The organism is Leeuwenhoekiella sp. MAR_2009_132, from assembly GCF_000687915.1.
Classification (GTDB): domain Bacteria; phylum Bacteroidota; class Bacteroidia; order Flavobacteriales; family Flavobacteriaceae; genus Leeuwenhoekiella.
This window is the reverse complement of record NZ_JHZY01000002.1, coordinates 786,920-805,828: the sequence shown is the minus strand read 5'-3', so window position 1 is coordinate 805,828 and position 18,909 is coordinate 786,920. Positions and strand designations below refer to the sequence as shown.

Genomic DNA, 18,909 nt, shown 5'->3' with positions numbered 1-18,909 from the left:
CCTGACATTATGAATCAGGAGCTTTTGATTTCAGCTTGTGAAAAGCTGAGGTGGAAATATACTGTTACAGGAAACGAACTAACAGTTTTTCAATTAAACTCAAATGGAAATTTAAGAGGTGAATACGCAATGAAGATTGTCGGTAATAAAGTTACATACAACACATACTATCTACAGAACGCCCAACGCAAAGTGCAAGAATTGCAAAATACTTTCTACGAATTAAATGTAAAATATGCGGAAGAATCAATAATTCGTGAATTTAAAATACAGGGCTGGACTTTTAAGAGCAATGATAAATTCAAAGCAAACGAAAATGAAAAAGTGAGTTTTTATATGGTTGGTCGCAGTAAACTAAAAGAAGAAACCGAACCAGTTTCACAAATTAAATTTACAATACTTAAAGACGGATCAGTAAAAACCGATAGCGACTACATACCTAAAGACATTCACGAACTTGCAGACAAAGCAATGGAATCATTAGAAGGCGTATTCGGAAGTAAACGAGAAGTAAACGGAAAAGAAATTCCATTAAAGTATAAACATAAAACATTTTGTGAAAACAAAAAAACAATCTCAATTACTAAGAAATAATGGCACAGATTACAAAGAATAAGACCGACACATTCGGACAAATTCAGGATATGCTGAAAGCATATTACCCGATTTTATACTTGACTACATTTGAGTATGACAGAACAAAACAAAAATTGAGAGGCGTAGCCAAAAATCTCAATAAGAATTTTCAATTCTATGAATGGAATTCTGTCGATGGTTTGGGGAAAAGAGATTTAAATGAAGGAGGTCTAAAACTTATTGAAAACGTTGAGGAACCAGAACAACTATTAAAACACATTTCTAATCAAACAGAAAAAGACGATAACGAAATTTATGTTTTAGAGGATTTTCACGATTTTATTACTGAAAGAAATATTAAAATTCAACTTCGCCAATTAGCGGAGAAATTGAGATTTTACAGAAAGCACATAATAATTGTTTCTTCAGTTCTGAGTTTGCCTATTGAGTTAGAAAAATACATTACAGTCCTTGAAATGCCATTGCCGGGCAGAGTTGATTTGGAAGTTGTTTTAAATTCAGTTACTAAAAACGCAAAAAAGGAAATTGACAATGACCTTAAAAAGAAATTGATTGATGCAGCTTTGGGAATGACAGTAATGGAAGCCGATTTGGCTTACTGCCTTGCAGCTGTAAGAGATGATTTAGGTATTAATTCGCCAAGGACGGTTGCCTTTGAAAAAGAGCAAATCATTAAAAAAAGTGGTCTGCTTGATTACTTTCAAGTGAATGAAAGTTTGAGAAGCGTAGGCGGAATGGACAATCTCAAAGATTGGTTGGAAAAACGCAGACAAGCGTTTGATTTTAAAGCACAAACTTGGGGCCTTGCAGAACCAAAAGGGCTTTTGCTTTTGGGTGTCCCTGGGTGCGGAAAAAGTTTGACAGCAAAATGTATAGCTTCTTTGTGGAATATGCCTTTGTTACGACTTGACATCGGAAAAGTTTTTCAGGGAGAAGTTGGAAGTAGTGAAAACAATATTCGTAGAGCGATTGCAACAGCAGAAGCCGTTGCACCTTGTGTTTTGTGGATTGACGAAATTGAAAAAGGACTTTCAGGCGTTCAAAGCAGTGGTGCTACAGACGGAGGAACTACATCACGAATCTTCTCAACAATCTTGACTTGGATGCAAGAAAAAACACAACCTGTTTTTGTGGTTGCAACAGCCAACGACATTTCACAACTTCCCCCTGAACTTTTACGCAAAGGTCGTTTTGATGAAATGTTTTTTGTTGACCTTCCTTCCGAAGAAGATAGGAAAAGTATATTCTCTATTCACTTGGCCAAAAACAACCAAAAGCCCGATAATTTCGGATTAGACAAATTAGCAAAAGAATCCAAAGGGTTTAACGGAGCAGAAATTGAAGAATGTGTTAAAGAAGCAATGTTCACGGCTTATACTGAAAATCCTAATGAACCGAAATTACAAATTGTTCATTTATTAAATGCAATCAAAGACACAGTTCCGCTTTCCAAGACAATGAAAGACCAAATTGATTTTTTACGAAAATGGTCTAACAGCCGAGCTAAGCAAGCTGGCCAATTAAATAACGAAGACTTGAAAAGCATTGAAGAAGTTCCTTTGACAAAGGTTGAAAAAGAATTAAACAGAAGTTTTGACTAATAAAAAGCCCAGTTGCCAACATCGGTAACTATTGCACAAGCCTTTAATTCTGGGAAAATATCACTTATTTAAACCGCTTTTAGGCGGTTTTCTAGTTTTATATCGTTTGTAAATTAGCAGAATGAAGTCTCTTTAAAATGGACTTATACTCTTGATTTAACGTCATTGTGAACTTTAAAAACAAGCCGAGCATCTCTGCCCCACTTTTGGTGCGTTTTTCAATAAACTTCAGGTATTTTTTGAGGTTGTAGACTATGGCAGAAAGCTGTAAGCATTTATTTATTTGCTTGTTTAATATTCAAATTATCAGAATAAAAACCATATGGCGTCTGTTCAATAAATCTGATAATATTATATTTATAAAAATTAAACTTTTTCTAACTTAAAATATAAAGGCAACTATGTACCGGCGAACCTTTAAATTTTCAAAACTTCTTTTTTTATTAGGGGCTGTAAGTGCTTCACTAACCTATTGTAAAAATAATACTGAAGACAAAGCCAAAATTGACGAAGTCATAGAATATAAAGATGTTGAGCAGACGAGTTCTGCTAAAGATTCTAAGCTCTATAGCTTAACTACAAGTTGCCCAGATATGATAAATGCAATAGATTTTTCAACATTATGCTTTACAGATGAGAAAAACCCACCCTATACGACGGGTGACATGTCTTCTATGAATAATAGGTGCCAAATTACACTGGCAGATGGAGCTCTTGAATTAGGTATCTTATTTAAAGATTATTCAGGATTAAATTCCGAAGAAATTCAAATGAGAAATGAAGCAGAAAAACAGGCATTCATGCAGATGAATAAGATGGAATTTAAAAATGCCAAATCAATAAAAAATTTAGGTGATTACGCGATTCTTAATGAAGCTTATTTAAATGATCCAGATTTAAAAAGGTTAAGTATTAGACTTAATAACATTTCTATAGTTATTGAATCAAACAAAAACTTTTGTGCGGGCTCTGATGAAGAACTTGAAAAAATGGGAAAATTAGTATTAGCATCTATAACCAATTAGTTTTTAAAATTTAAAGTACAGTTAGAATAGAAAAGCAATTCAGTAATAATAAGTGTATCTCAATTATATGTTAAGTGCATATTTGAATACTAGTAATTGGGTTAATTTCATATCACTATTAAAAATATATAAGTTGAAATAATAACTACCTGTATTTTAAAACGTAACCCATGTCCACCAACTCTTTCTCCAAAAAAAGTGAACAAAAAATTTATGAATGCGATGCTTTCAGTATTTATAGTGACAGGGTCATACAGGGTCAAAATATAGCTGTTGCAGAATCACGCAAACACTTAACTTCTAATTATAATTCTAAAGCAAACGAGACGTACTCGCGTTTACTTGTATTTAAATTCAGTATTAACCAAAAAGACAATGAGTTACCTATAGGTGAAGATCACTGGTTTATTATAAATTCTGAAAAAGAATTACCTGTAGTTACCTTTGGTGAGCCTTCACCGGCTAAACCTAAACATTGCACTAATTATTTACCTGCTAATTACGAGTTTACCTTTAAGCTCGATGTTTCTCCTGTATTTGACCAGTTTAAAAAGAAAGGATATTATGAGGCATTTGATGGCTCCCGCATTGCTAAATCAGATTTTAACGGCTTTTATTTAGCAGGAGACTCAAAACCATTAACCTGGGATTTTGTGAATCTTGAAAACAGAGGTTTACAAATGCAGCCCACTTCAGATCCTGCCATATATTCAATTACGGTGCTGCTCAACCCATTTAATGCTTCAAAATATGAACGTAAAGACTGGCACCTGAAACTTGATATTGACCAAAAGCCACAGTACGAGTCAGATCAGATTCTTGTAGACACTCTTTATAACCTATCATTAGAAGAAGCACTTAAAGCTATAGAGCTCGATAAAACATTACGTACCGGTGCAAAATGGAGCGGAGTCTGGACGCGGGATGTGAGTTACAGCATACTTCTGGCGTTTGCCTTTCACGAACCTGAAATCTCTAAAATAAGTCTTCGGAAAAAAATAAAAAATAAACGCATCGTTCAGGATACTGGTTCTGGTGGTGCCTGGCCCGTTTCTTCAGATCGCACCACCTGGGTTCTTGCGGCCTGGGAAATATATAAAGTTACCGGTGATAAAAAATGGCTCAATGAGATTTACCCGGTTATTAAAAATACACTTGATGATGATTATAAAACACTTTATAATGCAGAAACAGGTTTATATTCTGGAGAATCTTCTTTTTTAGACTGGCGCGAGCAAACCTATCCTAAATGGATGTCTAACGCAGATATTTATGCCTCTCACAATTTAGGAACTAATGCAGTTCATTACAGAGCACATTGCATTCTTATAGAAATTGCAAAATTAAAAAACAAGGATTTTGAGGTTTACGAACGGCGCGCTCAAGGCATTAAAAAAGGAATAAACACACATCTGTGGCTTAAATTTAAAGGCTATTATGCGCATTGCCTGTATGGCAAAAATGAACTGATGCCTGCTCCGTTTTTTGAAGCCCTGGGAGAATCCCTATCGGTATTATTTGAAATTGCAGATCAGAAAAAAGCCAAATCTATTATCGCGAAATCACCATTAACTCCCTTTGGCACTACTTGCATTTATCCACAATTACCGGGTATACCGCCGTATCACAATAATGGGATTTGGCCTTTTGTACAGGCATATTGGAATTTAGCTGCCGCAAAAACAAAAAATGAATCGGTTCTCAATCATGGTCTGGCAAGTATATATAGAGCTTCGGCTTTATTTTTAAGCAATTATGAAAATATGGTTGCTGAAAATGGTGATTTTACCGGTACTGAAATCAATTCTGAACGTATGCTCTGGAGTATAGCAGGAAATCTGGCAATGGTTTACCGTGTTTTTCTGGGAATTCGCTTTGAGCTTGATGGTATTCATTTTAATCCGGTGGTGACAGAAGCATATCGAGGAACCCGGAAGCTTTCAAATTTCAATTATCGCAAAGCCATCTTAAACGTCACAGTTTCGGGTTTTGGCTCAAAAATTAAAAAGATATCACTTAACGGTAAAAAAATAACTAAAGCTTTTATACCTGCTCACGCTACCGGAGAGCAGCATTTAAATATTGAATTGGCAAACATTGCGTTAAGCAATCAACACATCAATAAAGTTGAAAACCACTTCTGCCCTCCTACGGTTCAAACCCATAGAACTACTACGGGTTTGCAATGGAATCCTGTAAACGACTGCTCTCATTACCTCATCTACAAAAATGGAGTATTTCTTAAAAGTACTAAGAAAACTAAGTTTGATGTACCTGAAGAGTTGTATGCTAATTACCAGGTAAGCGCGTATGATAAATTGAAAAACGAAGGTTTTGCAAGTGAACCTATTGTTTTCGCTAAAGCGGAAAAAATCATTCAACTTGAGAATTTTGCAGAAAAATCTGAATTGGCCTATACCAATTATAGCGGTGAAGGCTTTGTAGAACTAAACCATACTACAAACCGAAAGATAAAAGTTTCAGTCTTTATGCAAAAAGCGGGTAGCTATTTACTCGATTTTAGATACAGTAACGGCAGCGGCCCTTGGAATACTGATAATAAATGTGCAATACGAAGTCTTAAGGTAAATAAAAAGTTTAAGGGTGTGATGGTCTTTCCGCAACGCGGTACAGAAGAGTGGTCAGACTGGGGATTTTCTAATTCAAGGGTTGTTAATCTCTATAAAGGAGAAAATGTTATTTGCTTAAAATTTGAAAAAATTAATACTAATATGAATGGTGAAGTAAACACAGCTATGCTCGATTTTATGAGACTAAGAGCTCTTGAATATTGTGATTAAATCGAATAAAAAATAAAAAAGACCGCCGAAAAGGCGGTCTTTAATTTTATATTTCTAAAAATGTTTTACATTAAGTTTTCTAGCTTTGCAATAGTATCTAATGACTTCTCCACTTCTAACATTTGATTTGTTATCATTGATGTAATTTCGGGAGTAAAGTGATTTTCATTTTCTTTAAGTACATTTTTGTATTCTTCTATACTTGCTTTTTCACCACGTATGCACTCTTCTAATATAGATTCATCAGTATCTGAACTAAAAGCATCTTTTATATTCATCCAAGTTCTGTGAACAGCTCCTGTTGCGCTTCCAGATTCAATAGGCTTCTCATTTAAATTAATAATTGCATCACTTAGCTCTGTTGCAAAACGATTTCTTAAAGCAGCTCTAACCTTTAGATATTCTTTTAAATGGCCATTTTCTGCTTTAACCATCGCTTCTTTGTAACCGTGTTCTGCATCGTAATTCTTTTCTAGCAAACCTTGTAAACTAGATACTAAATTTTCGTGAGATTTTTCGCGTGCTTCTTCTATTGTCGTTTTCATAATTTTTTGGATTTATAGTTAATAATTATATCATAAGAAAATTTAAAGAAATTTCCGCTTCACTTTTTTAAGATTCGGAACAAACTCTTCTTTAAATGATCGTTTATTCTTGATCCAGTCGTAAGCGTAATATCCTACCTGGGCTAGCGTAATAAGTCTTAATAGCTTTCTCATAATTAATATTTTTAATAAAATTAATTTACTCAAACCACATTATTAATAATATTAATATATTTTAACTCGAAAGCGTTAAAATGTACTAATGCCCTAAGGCCTAATCTATAGCGAATAGATTAATGCAGCATAACCCGGAATATCGAGTTTACCCGTCCAATCGCGATTATCTGTCTCTCCTTCTTCTTTTCTAATGTTCTCAACATCTGTATCAGAGAAGTCATTGTCATAGCCTTTCCAAACACTATTGATCCTCAATTTCCAGTTGATACCATCGTCAATACCTATTCCGTAGTCACCATATTCTGTATTGCTAAAATTGAGTATTACAAGTACAGGTTGCTCCCCTTCACCACCACGTATATAAGCCAGTATTTTTGTTTCTAGATTAAAATGCACAATCGTTAGATTTTGCCCACGTAACCCGTCTGTACCTTCATAAGATCCGGTACGAAGTTTAATTACATCTCCTACTAATCTTGATATACCTTTAAGTCGTTCTTGCTTTTCCCAGTCAAGACCTTCAGTATCCTGAAAATACTCATCTTCAATAAATTCCTGACCCTGAAAAAGCATTGGGATTCCCGGAGCGGTCAATGTTAATACGATCCCTAATAGAGCACGTTTTTTAGCAAAACCACTTTCTGCATCTCCCGGTTGAATCTCTTCCGGAACGCGTGCTTTACCATTTGCAACCTCATCGTGCGATTCGGTATAAATAATGCGTTTAAATACATCTCCACTATAGGTATATTCTAATGCATCTACAACGGCTTGTAAATCGCGCGTATCGTCATTAATATCTGTAAGTACTTTACGTACTGGATGTACAAAATTCATATCCCACTGTGACCCGTAGCCAATACCGCCATCTGCTAGTAAATTGGTTACAATCTCCTGTCCTTTTAAATCTTCGGCAATCGTAATGATGTGAGGATACTTATCTTGTAGTTGTTGATTAATTTCACGCATCATCTGGTTTCCTTCTTCAATAACCACATCATCACCCAGACCTCCACCTTCATAACGTATATAAGATGTCGCATCAAGTCTAAGACCGTCACAATGGTATTTCTCAATCCACATTAAAGCATTATCTCTCAAATATTGTCGTACTTCTTCTCTACCGTAATCGGGTCTTGTGTCTCCCCACGGGGTCTCACTTCTGTGATCATTATAAAAATAGATCCCTCCCTTGTCATTTGCACTCCACCCGTCAAACTGCCACAAATCAACATCTGAAGGACCAAAATGATTATAAACTACGTCCATTATAATGGCGATACCTACTTTATGAGCCTCTTTTACTAATTTTGCTAAACCGTCTGGACCGCCATAGTCCTGCTCAATTGCAAAAGGATGAGCCGGGTTATATCCCCAGGAAATACCTCCCGCAAATTCTGCAACAGGAAGCAACTCTAAACAGTTAATTCCTAAACCTTTTAAATATGGAAGCTTCTCTATTACATCTTCAAATGTGCCTACAGCGTCAGGATTTTTTCTATTGAACGTGCCTACATGCAATTCGTATATTACCAGACTATTCCAGGAAGGTATAATAAACTCATCATCTTCCCAGTCAAAATCGAGCGTACGTATTATAGAGTTCCCATTACTATTTGTCAATTCAAAAGCATAAGGATCATTGCGATAAAGTTTTTGATCGCCGTTATGAATTAAAAATTTATATTCATCACGTTCTTTAGCTTTATCTGTTGTTGCTGCCCAATATCCATTTTCTTCAAACTCCATTTCCAGAGCGGTATCGCTCCAATCATTAAAGTCGCCGGTAACAAATAATTTATCTGCGTTAGGAGCCCAAACTCTAAATGTGGTAACGCCATCAACAAGGACAGCTCCCATGCCAGGAGATTTTTGTATAGTCGATTTCATATGTGTTAGTTTTTTTCAAAAGTACCCGATTAATCAAATCTCATATTTTGTTTGTGAATTGATTAACGCCTAGAAAAAAGTTAAATTTTAGAAAAATAATGACCACTCAAGCTTACTGTAGACGCCTACATTTTTATTGTTCAGAACAGATTTAAGACTTAGTTTCGCTTCCCTAAATCATTTTATTTTATGAAAACCTTTATATCCCTTATTTGCGTCTTAACACTTTACGTAGGCTGTTCTAGTGATGATGGTGAATCTCAAGCTGAAGCTTTTGCTCGCAATGAAGCCGAAATCACTGCATATCTTGAAACAAATGAGTTAACCGCTACACGTACAAACTCTGGACTTAGATACATTACCAAAACCGAAGGTACCGGTGCGTCACCAACGCTTAATTCTAAAGTAAAAGTTATTTATAAAGGGTATTTTCTGGATGGAAGAACTTTTGACCAATCAAAACCTGTAGCTGAGTTTAATGCCGGCGGATTGATTCCCGGTTTTACGGAAGGTTTATTACTTATGAAAGAAGGCGGTGAGTCAACATTCTTACTTCCTGCACGCATCGGCTATGGTGCTAACGGAGCGGGATCTAGTATTCCGGGAAATACGGTAATTCTGTTTGATGTTACGTTAATAGAAGTGCTTTAAATACTTTATATTTTAAGTTTTTAGAACTTGTAATGCAGTTACTAAAACAAAAAAACGGCGACTCTAAATGAGTCGCCGTTTTTTATTACATATTGATTGAGAATCTACTTCTCAAACTCTTTTAGTGTTTTAACAATAATTGAAACGCAATCTAGTAATTGCTCCTCATTCATTACAAGCGGTGGAGCAAAACGTATAATGTTACCGTGCGTGGGCTTTGCTAACAATCCGTTTTCTTTTAAAGCCATACAAATATCCCAGGCTGTGCTGCTCTCTTCGGTATCGTTAATTAAAATCGCATTCAGCAAGCCGCGTCCACGTACCAGATTTACGATAGAACTTTCAGCTATATATTCATTTAACTTAGAACGGAAAAGATCTCCTAAAACACGTGCGTTTTGTGCTAATTTTTCATCTTTAACCACATCAAGGGCAGCCATTGCTACAGCTGCAGCAACAGGATTTCCGCCAAAGGTAGAACCGTGCTGTCCCGGCTTAATAACATTCATTACCGCATCATCTGCAAGAACTGCAGAAACAGGATATGCCCCACCAGAAAGTGCTTTACCCAGTATTAAAATATCTGGCCGTACATAGGTTTCCTGGCGCTCGCAGTGTCCTTCACACGTACAGTTACCGCAAACTGCCAATAGTGCTCCCGTACGGGCGATACCGGTTTGAATCTCGTCTGCAATAAATAATACATTATGCGATTTACACAGGGCCTGTGCTTGTTTAAGAAAATCATCAGACGGAGTAAAAACTCCGGCTTCACCTTGTATAGGCTCTACCAGAAAACCGGCTATATTTTTATTTTCTATTAAAGCGCGCTCTAATGCCTTAGGATCATCATACGGTATTTTTATAAATCCGGGTGTGTACGGACCAAAGTTTTTGCGTGCTCCCTCATCATTAGAAAATGAGATTATTGTGGTAGTTCTTCCGTGAAAGTTATTTTCACATACAATAATTTGTGCCTCATGCTCCGCAACTCCTTTTTTCTCATAAGCCCATTTACGTGCAATTTTAATTGCGGTTTCAACAGCCTCTGCACCGGTGTTCATCGGTAACAATTTATCAAACTGAAAATAATCTGTAGCGTATGCTTCATATTTACCCAGCATATCATTGTGAAATGCTCGCGAAGTAAGCGTTAAAGTTTCGGCTTGCTTATTCATTGCTCCTACAATTGCAGGATGACAATGGCCCTGATTAACCGCAGAGTAGGCAGATAAAAAATCATAATAGCGTTTATCTTCTATATCCCAAACATAAACACCTTCACCACGTTTTAAAACCACAGGAAGTGGATGATAATTGTGCGCGCCGTGTTTTTCCTCAAGAGCAATTGTCTCTTGTGATGTAAGTTTTTGTGCAGTAGTCATTGTGTACTAATTTTATGGTAATCTCTTTACGATTCCTGCTTATGATGTCTTAAGTCTAGAACACCCTTAAAAGGAGAGAAATCATCCTCTTTAAGTTGTTGCAAAATACTAAAAAATTAAGACTCCTCTAAATAGTATCGCATCCATAGCAGTATATTCATTCAAGCTATGATTTATAAAATTCTCATTTTAAGTTTATAAATTTTATAGATTGAGACTATTAGCAATACAGATGGTAAATCTTCTTATTTATGCTATTTTTGCCCCGTGTCAAGAAAAAAGAACTCCAGAAAAATTTTCCCTAATGTACTCGTGACAGATGCCGGTGCAAAGGGTAAAGCAATAGCTAAAGCTCCAGACGGGCGTGTTATATTTATAAATAATGCCGTACCGGGAGATGTTATAGATGTGCAAACCACAAAACAACGCAAAGCGTATTTTGAAGGTACTGCCATTAAAATTCATGAATTTTCTCCTAAGCGTACAGAACCTGCCTGTAAGCATTTTGGTACGTGTGGCGGTTGTAAGTGGCAGAATATGCATTACGACTACCAGCTAGAATATAAACAGCGTGAGGTTGTAAATAATTTACAACGTCTGGGTAAAATTGAACTTCCTGAAGTAACTCCTATTGCCGGTAGTAAAGAACAATACTTTTACCGTAATAAAATGGAGTTTTCTTTTAGCGACAGCAAATGGCTTACGTTAAAACAAATTCAAAGTGACGAAATTATAGAAGACCGAAATGCTTTAGGTTTTCATATACCTGGAATGTGGGATAAGATTCTAGATATAGACAAATGCTGGTTACAGCGTGATCCTAGTAATGCGATACGCAACGGCGTTAAAGAATTTGCTAACGCAAATGATATTCCGTTTTTTAACACCCGTAATCAAGAGGGCTTACTGCGTACGTTAATGATACGCACCAGCAGTATAGGTGAGCTTATGGTTCTAGTACAGTTTTTTCATGATGAAGAAGCGCCACGCGAACTCGTGATGAATTATCTCAAAAATACCTTTCCTGAAATCACTTCCTTGCTATATGTTATTAATGAGAAAGGCAATGATACTATATATGATCAGGAGGTTATCTGCTTTGCAGGACGTGATCACATTTTTGAAGAGATGGAAGGACTCAAATTTAAAATTAATGCAAAGTCTTTTTATCAAACTAACTCTGAACAGGCTTACGAACTTTATAAAATTACACGTGATTTTGCGGGATTAACCGGAACCGAAAATGTATATGATTTATATACCGGTACCGGTACGATTGCTCAATTTGTAGCGCGTAATGCTAAGAAAGTTATAGGTGTTGAGGCTGTGCCAGATGCCATTACTGCTGCAAAAGCTAATGCGCAATTAAACGGTATAGAAAACGTTGAGTTCTATGTGGGAGATATGAAAAACGTATTTAACGACGCGTTTCTTAAAATGCACGGTCAGCCAGATGTGATTATCACAGATCCTCCTCGTGACGGTATGCATAAAGATGTTGTTGAACAGCTTATAAAAATAAAAGCAGATCGTATTGTTTATGTAAGTTGTAACAGTGCTACACAAGCCCGTGATCTTGCTTTGCTAGATCCTTATTACAAGGTAGAACGCGTACAACCTGTAGATATGTTTCCACAGACCCACCACGTAGAAAATGTAGTGTTACTTAAACTGAAACAATAGGGATTTAATGATAAAGAAATGGTTCCTTTTAATGATTTGCGTTTTGTTATTGTCACTATCTTGTGAACGTGATGATATTTGTGCTACCAGCACCCCTACTACACCGCAATTAACGATTGGCTTTTTTGATTCTGATAACGTGAATGAAGCTAAGCCTTTAAATATTACAATTTATAAGCAAGATCGTTCAGACAGCATCGTATATACTGGAGCTTCTACCATTCAAATTCCGTTGAGAACAGATACTACTGCAACGGTACTGGTTTTTATTAAAAACCCAAATAACCTAGTTGCCGCAGAAGATCCTAATAATGCAGATACCGTTACATTTACCTACGTACCCGAAGAAACTTTTATTAGTAGAGCTTGTGGTTATAGAGTAGTATTTAACAATCTTACTATACAAACTAATCCCGGTACTGATGGCCGCTGGATAGATGATCTAATTATAAACAACAGAACTATCGCAAATGAAGACACAACACAAGTTTTTATTCGTCATTAGTTTTGTGCTGTTTGGGCTTTCTGCAATGAATGCTCAGCAACAAGGGATTGAAGTAAAAGAGCCTCTAGAAAAAATAGAGTCAGACACATTAACTCCCAGAGTTAAGACAGATAAATATGGTTTACGCGTAGGTATAGATCTTAGCAAACCTCTTAGAACTTTATTAGATGACACCTATCAGGGATTTGAAATTGTAGGAGATTTTAGAATACGTGAGCGTTATTATCTCGCTGCAGAATTAGGTACTGAAACTAAAGAACACAATGAAGCTAACTTTAATGCTAAAACTCAAGGAAGTTATATAAAGGCTGGTTTTAACTACAACATTTACAACAACTGGGTTGGGATGTCTAATCTTATTTATGTGGGGGTACGCGGCGGATTTTCAACATTTAGCCAGGATCTAAACAGTTACACCATTTATACTACAAACACTTTTTTTGAACCCGACTTACGTACAGATTCACGTACGTATAATAATCTTAATCTAATCTGGGTTGAACTCCAATTAGGAATGCAAGTAGAATTATTTAATAACCTCTATCTTGGTGTAAATGTTCAATTAAAACGAGCATTAACCCAGAAGGCACCAGATGATTTTGCTAATTTATTTGCGCCAGGATTTAATAAAGTAACGACAGATAATGTTTATGGCGCGGGCTACGGCTATTCTCTTTCTTACTTTATACCTATTTTCAAAAAGTAATAGATACTTGTAGACGATGGGATTAGGTTCACGTATTACGGTCATCAACTCATTTATTAAAAACCCAGATGATCTCGTACTACCTGTATCTGTTTGGGAAAAAATAAAGTTGTTACTTTCGGCTGTAATTTATGATTTTGGGATTGCTTTCATATTTGTAATTTTAATGGGTGCGCTAAGTCCCGTGCTAGAGCCTTATGAAAATCTTTTAAATTCAGAAAGCTATACGATTTGGACTTCCATATTAATAATCTGCATACTCACACCGCTGCTTGAAGAAGGTATATTTCGATTTTCATTAAAATACAAACGCAATTACCCATTAAGAGCTTTAGGGTATTTGCTCAAAAAAGACTTTTCAGGATTCTGGAAACGTAATTTACGGGTTATTGTTTACTTATTTTCTGCTGTTTTTGGCTTTATCCATCTAAGTAACTATACTAATGTTGATCTAACTTTTTTCCTACTCGCTCCCATAATCGTAGGTGCTCAACTATTTGCCGGTATTATATTCAGTTTTTTAAGACTGAAACTCGGTTTTTTATGGGCTGTATTAGGACATTTCTTTCATAATTTTATCTTGATAATGCTTGCCTTTTTATTTTTTCATAACGTCGAACGCGTACTGGTTGACAATGAAAATGTAAATTTTAAAGCTACCGGCATAGCCTTTACTGTTGAGCGCGCATCAACTTTGACTTTTGACACCCTTAATGACGGAAATATTTTATGTCTAGAAGCTCAAAATTGTAGTTTACAAAAGGTGGTAGACATACTATATCCTTCAGACTCTCTAAAAATTAGAGATAATGATCAGGTAGATTTCCACTTAATTAGTAAAACTTCAGAAGGCTATGCTAAAGAGGAATTCCTTAAAGTTCTAAAAGAACATTACACCTTTAAGAAAACTAAAGATTCTACCCATACACGCTAAAACCTGTAGTAACTTTGTATTATGGTTAAAGAAATTAGCAGCATTCACAATCCCACGATTAAACAACTGGTAACCTTACAGGAAAAGGCTAAAGAACGTCGTAAAACGGGAGAATTTTTAATTGAAGGTGTACGCGAAGTTAATCTGGCTATACAAGCCGGCTTTGAGTTGACTCGTATTATTTTCTGTGAAAAAATTATTTATTCTGAAGATTTAAAAGTCTTACAAATACAACTCAATCACCATGTTGAACAAATCGCTGTTACTGAAGAAGTTTATAAAAAAATTGCATACCGTTCTGGTACCGAAGGTTTAATCGCCTGCGCTCGATCTAAATCAAATAGTTTAAGTGATTTACAACTTCCCGAAAATCCATTAATATTAGTAGCTGAAGCCCCCGAAAAGCCAGGCAATATTGGCGCCTTATTACGCACGGCAGATGCTGCAGGAGTAGATGCTTTTATACTTGCAAATCCTAAAACAGATTTATACAATCCTAATATTATACGTTCTAGCGTGGGCGGCGTGTTTACAGTAAATATCGCTACAGGAACGACACAAGAGGTTATTGACTTTTTGATTGAACATAATATCAACCGATACACCGCAATTCTACAGGAAGCAGTCTCTTACGAAACTCAAAATTATACACAACCCACTGCCCTCGTAGTAGGTACCGAAGCAGATGGCCTTTCTGAATTATGGCGCGAGCAAACTACTCAAAATATTATTATACCTATGCAAGGCAGTCTCGATTCTATGAATGTTTCTGTAGCTGCTGCAATTTTAGTTTTTGAAGCACGCAGACAGCGTGGTTTCAATTAATATTTTTATTTTTTTTTGATGACTCCTACGCTCGTATTTTATATAATCATTGCATTTATTATAATTAGTTTTCTAATTGATCAGGGTTTAGACTGGTTAAATGCCAGGCATTTTGATGATCCAGTTCCTGCAGAATTAGCTGATGTTTATGACTTAGAAACCTATAGAAAATCACAATCCTATAAAAAAGCAAATGCAAGATTCTCAGCGCTTACGTCTGGTTTTATGCTTCTTATAACCTTAGCTTTTTTTGTAATAGATGGCTTTGCTCATATAGACAAGATTGCCAGATCATTTAGTGATAATGAAATTGTAGTAGGTCTTATTTTCTTCGGAATAATTATGCTAGGCTCAGACCTGCTTACCACCCCTTTCAGTTATTATAAAACATTTATCATTGAAGAACGCTTCGGTTTTAACAAATCTACTCCGGCACTATTTTTCGCAGATAAATTAAAAGGCTGGATAATGACTATTCTCGTGGGTGGTGGGTTATTAGCACTTATAATTTGGTTTTATCAAATAAGCGGTAGCAATTTCTGGCTTTATGCCTGGATTGTCTTTGCTCTTTTTGCATTGGTTATGAATATGTTCTATGCAAAACTTATCGTACCGCTTTTTAATAAACAGAGACCTTTAGAGCAAGGTTCTTTAAGAAATCAAATAGAAGCCTACTCTGCAACTGTAGGTTTTAAATTAGATAACATCTTTATAATAGACGGTTCTAAACGCAGTACAAAAGCCAATGCTTACTTTTCAGGTTTTGGTTCAGAAAAAAGAATAACACTATATGATACTTTAGTAAATGACCTTGAAGAAGAAGAAATTGTTGCTGTTTTAGCACACGAGGTGGGTCACTACAAAAAAAATCACATCATCATAAACTTAGTTACTTCAATCCTACTCACAGGCTTTACATTATGGCTCTTAGGAGTTTTTATAAGTCAGCCTATATTTTCAGAAGCATTGGGCGTATCAAAACCCAGTTTTCACGTAAGTTTAATAGCCTTCGGAATTTTATACACCCCTATTTCTGGAGTTACGGGATTTTTAATGAGCTTGCTATCGAGAAAATTTGAATATCAGGCAGATGATTTTGCAAAAGATACATTTTCGGCAGCGCCACTTATTAGTTCTTTAAAAAAATTATCGCGCAATAGCTTAAGCAATTTGACACCGCATCCTTTATACGTTAAGTTTCAATACTCGCATCCTACCCTATTGCAACGCTATCGTAATCTCTCTAAATAATTACAAAAACTCATTTAAGAAAAGCACTCTTTTAAAAGCGTTTTCAGCATCTTTGGTAATGTTTTTGCGTTTGCATTTCTGTTATATAATTGTACTTTTAGAATATGACTCCTGAGGATATAGAAAAAGAAAATAAAGAACTTACCAGACGCTATAAAGAATTATTGCGCATTAGCTATCGCACCCTATCTGACGACGATAAAAAAATGATCAGGAAGGCGTTTGAGGTTGCTGTTGATGCACATAAAGATCAACGCCGTAAGTCTGGAGAGGCTTATGTATTTCACCCGCTTGCAGTTGCACGTATCGTTGCCAGTGAGATAGGTATGGATGCTACTTCTATTGCTGCTGCCTTACTACACGACGTCGTAGAAGATACGTCTTATACGGTAGAAGATTTAGAAGAACTTTTTGGCCCTACCGTAGCCCGTATAGTAGATGGTCTTACAAAAATATCAAATTTAAAAAAGCATCACGATGCTTCCCTGCAGGCAGAGAATTTCAGAAAAATGCTGCTTACGATAAATGATGATGTACGCGTTATCATTATTAAAATAGCAGACCGTTTGCATAATATGCAAACTATGGACTCTATGCGACCAGACAAACAAGTCAAAATTGCAAGCGAGACGCTTTACATTTATGCTCCACTTGCCCATCGTATAGGTCTTTATAATATTAAAACCGAGCTTGAAGATCTGGGTCTTAAATATACAGAACCCGAAATGTTTAGAAGCATTTCGCGGAAGATGAAAGAGACTAAAGAGCAACAGGATCAATATATTGAAGAGTTTACTCAGGCCGTTCAAAATTCTCTAGATAAAGAAGTATTAGATTACGAAATAAAAGGTAGACCCAAATCTATTTACAGCATACGTCGAAAAATGCTGAAACAGAATATCCCGTTTGATGAGGTATATGATAAGTTTGCAATTCGTATTATCTATAAAGGTACTCCTGATAGCGAGAAGTTTTTAGCGTGGAAAATTTATTCAATCGTTACAGATCATTTTAGACCAAACCCCACGCGACTACGCGACTGGATTTCTTCTCCAAAATCAACCGGTTATGAAGCGCTACACATCACCGTAATGGGTTTAAAGGGGCGTTGGGTAGAAGTTCAAATACGATCTGATCGTATGAATGAGATTGCTGAAAAGGGTTATGCTGCACATTACAAATACAAACAAGGTCCTACTACAGAAACTGAAGAAGATCAGACATTAGACCAGTGGTTAAACCGTTTGCAGGAAGCTTTAGAAAGTAATGAGACTAATGCAGTAGAATTTGTTGAACAGTTTAAACTGAATTTATACAACAAAGAGATATTTGTTTTTACCCCTCAAGGTGAGCTAAAATCACTCCCTAAAGCGGCTACTCCATTAGACTTTGCTTTTAGTATACATACCGAAATAGGAATGCATACCCGTGGAGCTCGTGTAAATGGTAAGTTAGTACCCTTAAGTCACGAACTTAAAAGTGGAGATCAAGTAGAGATTATTACCTCTGAACATGCCAGACCTAATAATAACTGGCTTGATTACGCAACCACAGCAAGAGCCCGTGCAAAAATAAAATCATCTTTAAAAGATGAGAAAAAAGTTATTGCCGAAGATGGTAAAGTAATTTTGAGTAGAAAATTAAGATCGCAAAAAATTACTTTAGATGAAAATATCATCAATGAGATGGTAATACACTTTAAGCTCAAGACGAGTCTTGATTTGTTTTACAGAGTAGGTATAGGAACTATAGATAATAAAATGATCAAAGAATATGCTGCTTCCCGCAGTAATGCCTTTGTGAGTTACATTAAAAATAAAATACGTAAAGCTCCTGTAGCCGAGCACGTAGATAAAGATGAAATTACAGATAAGTACGACATGCTCGTTTTTGGAAAAGATGAGCAAAAACTTGATTATTCTTTAGCTAAATGTTGTAATCCTATACCGGGTGATAAAGTTTTTGGTTTCACTACGGTTTCTGAAGGTATTAAAGTACACAAGCAAAATTGTCCTAATGCAATCGCTTTGCAAAGTAATTATGCCTACCGAATCATACCTGCAAAGTGGATAGACTCTTCTGCTCAAGAATTTCAGGCAGATTTAGAACTATCAGGAATAGATACATTGGGACTGGTAAATGGCGTTACGCGTGAGATATCAGAACATATGCACGTGAATATGCGTAACTTAAATTTTACCACACACGACGGTATTTTTAAAGGAAATATCACTGTAATTGTTAAGAATAAAGAGCATTTGCGCAAGCTCATAGAAAACCTAAAAAAAATAAACGGTATCGACAAAGTCATACGCCTGTAAATACGTAACTTT

At 35.9% G+C, this 18,909-nt stretch carries 16 protein-coding genes; 12 read left to right on the top strand and 4 right to left on the bottom strand.

Features of this window, described 5'->3' with window-relative positions; all coding sequences use genetic code 11:
• The first annotated feature begins 9 nt into the window (after positions 1 to 9).
• The 4 genes from P164_RS03420 (at position 10) to P164_RS03405 (ending at position 6,024) form a co-directional block, all read left to right on the top strand.
• Positions 10 to 594, top strand: coding sequence for a hypothetical protein (locus P164_RS03420; RefSeq protein WP_199907766.1), 585 nt, complete (start codon positions 10 to 12; stop codon positions 592 to 594).
• The gene (locus tag P164_RS03415; RefSeq protein ID WP_051621174.1) at positions 594 to 2,198 is read left to right on the top strand and encodes an AAA family ATPase; all 1,605 of its coding nucleotides are present in this window, start codon (positions 594 to 596) and stop codon (positions 2,196 to 2,198) included. The genes P164_RS03420 and P164_RS03415 overlap by 1 nt, the downstream gene beginning before the upstream one ends.
• Before the next feature lie 401 nt (positions 2,199 to 2,599).
• The gene (locus tag P164_RS03410; RefSeq protein ID WP_028375069.1) at positions 2,600 to 3,223 is read left to right on the top strand and encodes a hypothetical protein; all 624 of its coding nucleotides are present in this window, start codon (positions 2,600 to 2,602) and stop codon (positions 3,221 to 3,223) included.
• Positions 3,224 to 3,393: 170 nt separating this feature from the next.
• On the top strand, positions 3,394 to 6,024 hold the full coding sequence (locus tag P164_RS03405) for a family 78 glycoside hydrolase catalytic domain (RefSeq protein WP_035899320.1): 2,631 nt from the start codon (positions 3,394 to 3,396) through the stop codon (positions 6,022 to 6,024).
• A 65-nt stretch (positions 6,025 to 6,089) separates the two neighbouring features.
• On the opposite strand, the gene P164_RS03400 is transcribed toward P164_RS03405, so the two are convergent.
• From P164_RS03400 to P164_RS03395, 3 genes are all read right to left on the bottom strand, one after another.
• Positions 6,090 to 6,569 (bottom strand): ferritin-like domain-containing protein, encoded by a 480-nt coding sequence (locus tag P164_RS03400; protein WP_028375068.1) that lies wholly within the window; start codon positions 6,567 to 6,569, stop codon positions 6,090 to 6,092.
• 42 nt (positions 6,570 to 6,611) lie between these two features.
• The gene (locus tag P164_RS19080) at positions 6,612 to 6,743 is read right to left on the bottom strand and encodes a hypothetical protein (protein WP_262490351.1); all 132 of its coding nucleotides are present in this window, start codon (positions 6,741 to 6,743) and stop codon (positions 6,612 to 6,614) included.
• A 105-nt stretch (positions 6,744 to 6,848) separates the two neighbouring features.
• A complete protein-coding gene (locus P164_RS03395) occupies positions 6,849 to 8,636 on the bottom strand; it encodes an alpha-amylase family glycosyl hydrolase (RefSeq protein WP_028375067.1) in 1,788 nt (595 codons plus the stop codon).
• Positions 8,637 to 8,825: 189 nt separating this feature from the next.
• Between P164_RS03395 and P164_RS03390 the strand changes: the two genes are divergently transcribed.
• Complete coding sequence (locus tag P164_RS03390; RefSeq protein WP_028375066.1) at positions 8,826 to 9,287, top strand: FKBP-type peptidyl-prolyl cis-trans isomerase; 462 nt, start codon at positions 8,826 to 8,828, stop codon at positions 9,285 to 9,287.
• A 104-nt stretch (positions 9,288 to 9,391) separates the two neighbouring features.
• Here P164_RS03390 and rocD read toward each other — a convergent pair whose 3' ends face one another.
• A complete protein-coding gene (rocD, locus tag P164_RS03385; protein ID WP_028375065.1) occupies positions 9,392 to 10,672 on the bottom strand; it encodes an ornithine--oxo-acid transaminase in 1,281 nt (426 codons plus the stop codon).
• A gap of 267 nt (positions 10,673 to 10,939) precedes the next feature.
• Between rocD and rlmD the strand changes: the two genes are divergently transcribed.
• The 7 genes from rlmD (at position 10,940) to P164_RS03350 (ending at position 18,897) form a co-directional block, all read left to right on the top strand.
• Positions 10,940 to 12,355 (top strand): 23S rRNA (uracil(1939)-C(5))-methyltransferase RlmD, encoded by a 1,416-nt coding sequence (rlmD, locus tag P164_RS03380; protein ID WP_028375064.1) that lies wholly within the window; start codon positions 10,940 to 10,942, stop codon positions 12,353 to 12,355.
• 7 nt (positions 12,356 to 12,362) lie between these two features.
• Positions 12,363 to 12,860, top strand: coding sequence for a DUF6452 family protein (locus P164_RS03375; protein ID WP_028375063.1), 498 nt, complete (start codon positions 12,363 to 12,365; stop codon positions 12,858 to 12,860).
• Entirely contained in the window at positions 12,826 to 13,566 is a 741-nt protein-coding gene (locus P164_RS03370; protein ID WP_028375062.1) for a DUF6048 family protein, read from the top strand. Before P164_RS03375 ends, P164_RS03370 begins: the two co-directional genes overlap by 35 nt.
• 16 nt (positions 13,567 to 13,582) lie before the next feature.
• Complete coding sequence (locus P164_RS03365; RefSeq protein ID WP_028375061.1) at positions 13,583 to 14,500, top strand: CPBP family intramembrane glutamic endopeptidase; 918 nt, start codon at positions 13,583 to 13,585, stop codon at positions 14,498 to 14,500.
• 21 nt (positions 14,501 to 14,521) lie between these two features.
• On the top strand, positions 14,522 to 15,325 hold the full coding sequence (locus P164_RS03360) for a TrmH family RNA methyltransferase (protein ID WP_028375060.1): 804 nt from the start codon (positions 14,522 to 14,524) through the stop codon (positions 15,323 to 15,325).
• Between the two features lie 18 nt (positions 15,326 to 15,343).
• A complete protein-coding gene (locus tag P164_RS03355) occupies positions 15,344 to 16,576 on the top strand; it encodes a M48 family metallopeptidase (RefSeq protein ID WP_028375059.1) in 1,233 nt (410 codons plus the stop codon).
• A gap of 104 nt (positions 16,577 to 16,680) precedes the next feature.
• Positions 16,681 to 18,897: a RelA/SpoT family protein gene (locus tag P164_RS03350; RefSeq protein ID WP_028375058.1), complete on the top strand. Its 2,217-nt coding sequence runs from the start codon at positions 16,681 to 16,683 to the stop codon at positions 18,895 to 18,897.
• Positions 18,898 to 18,909: the final 12 nt, after the last annotated feature.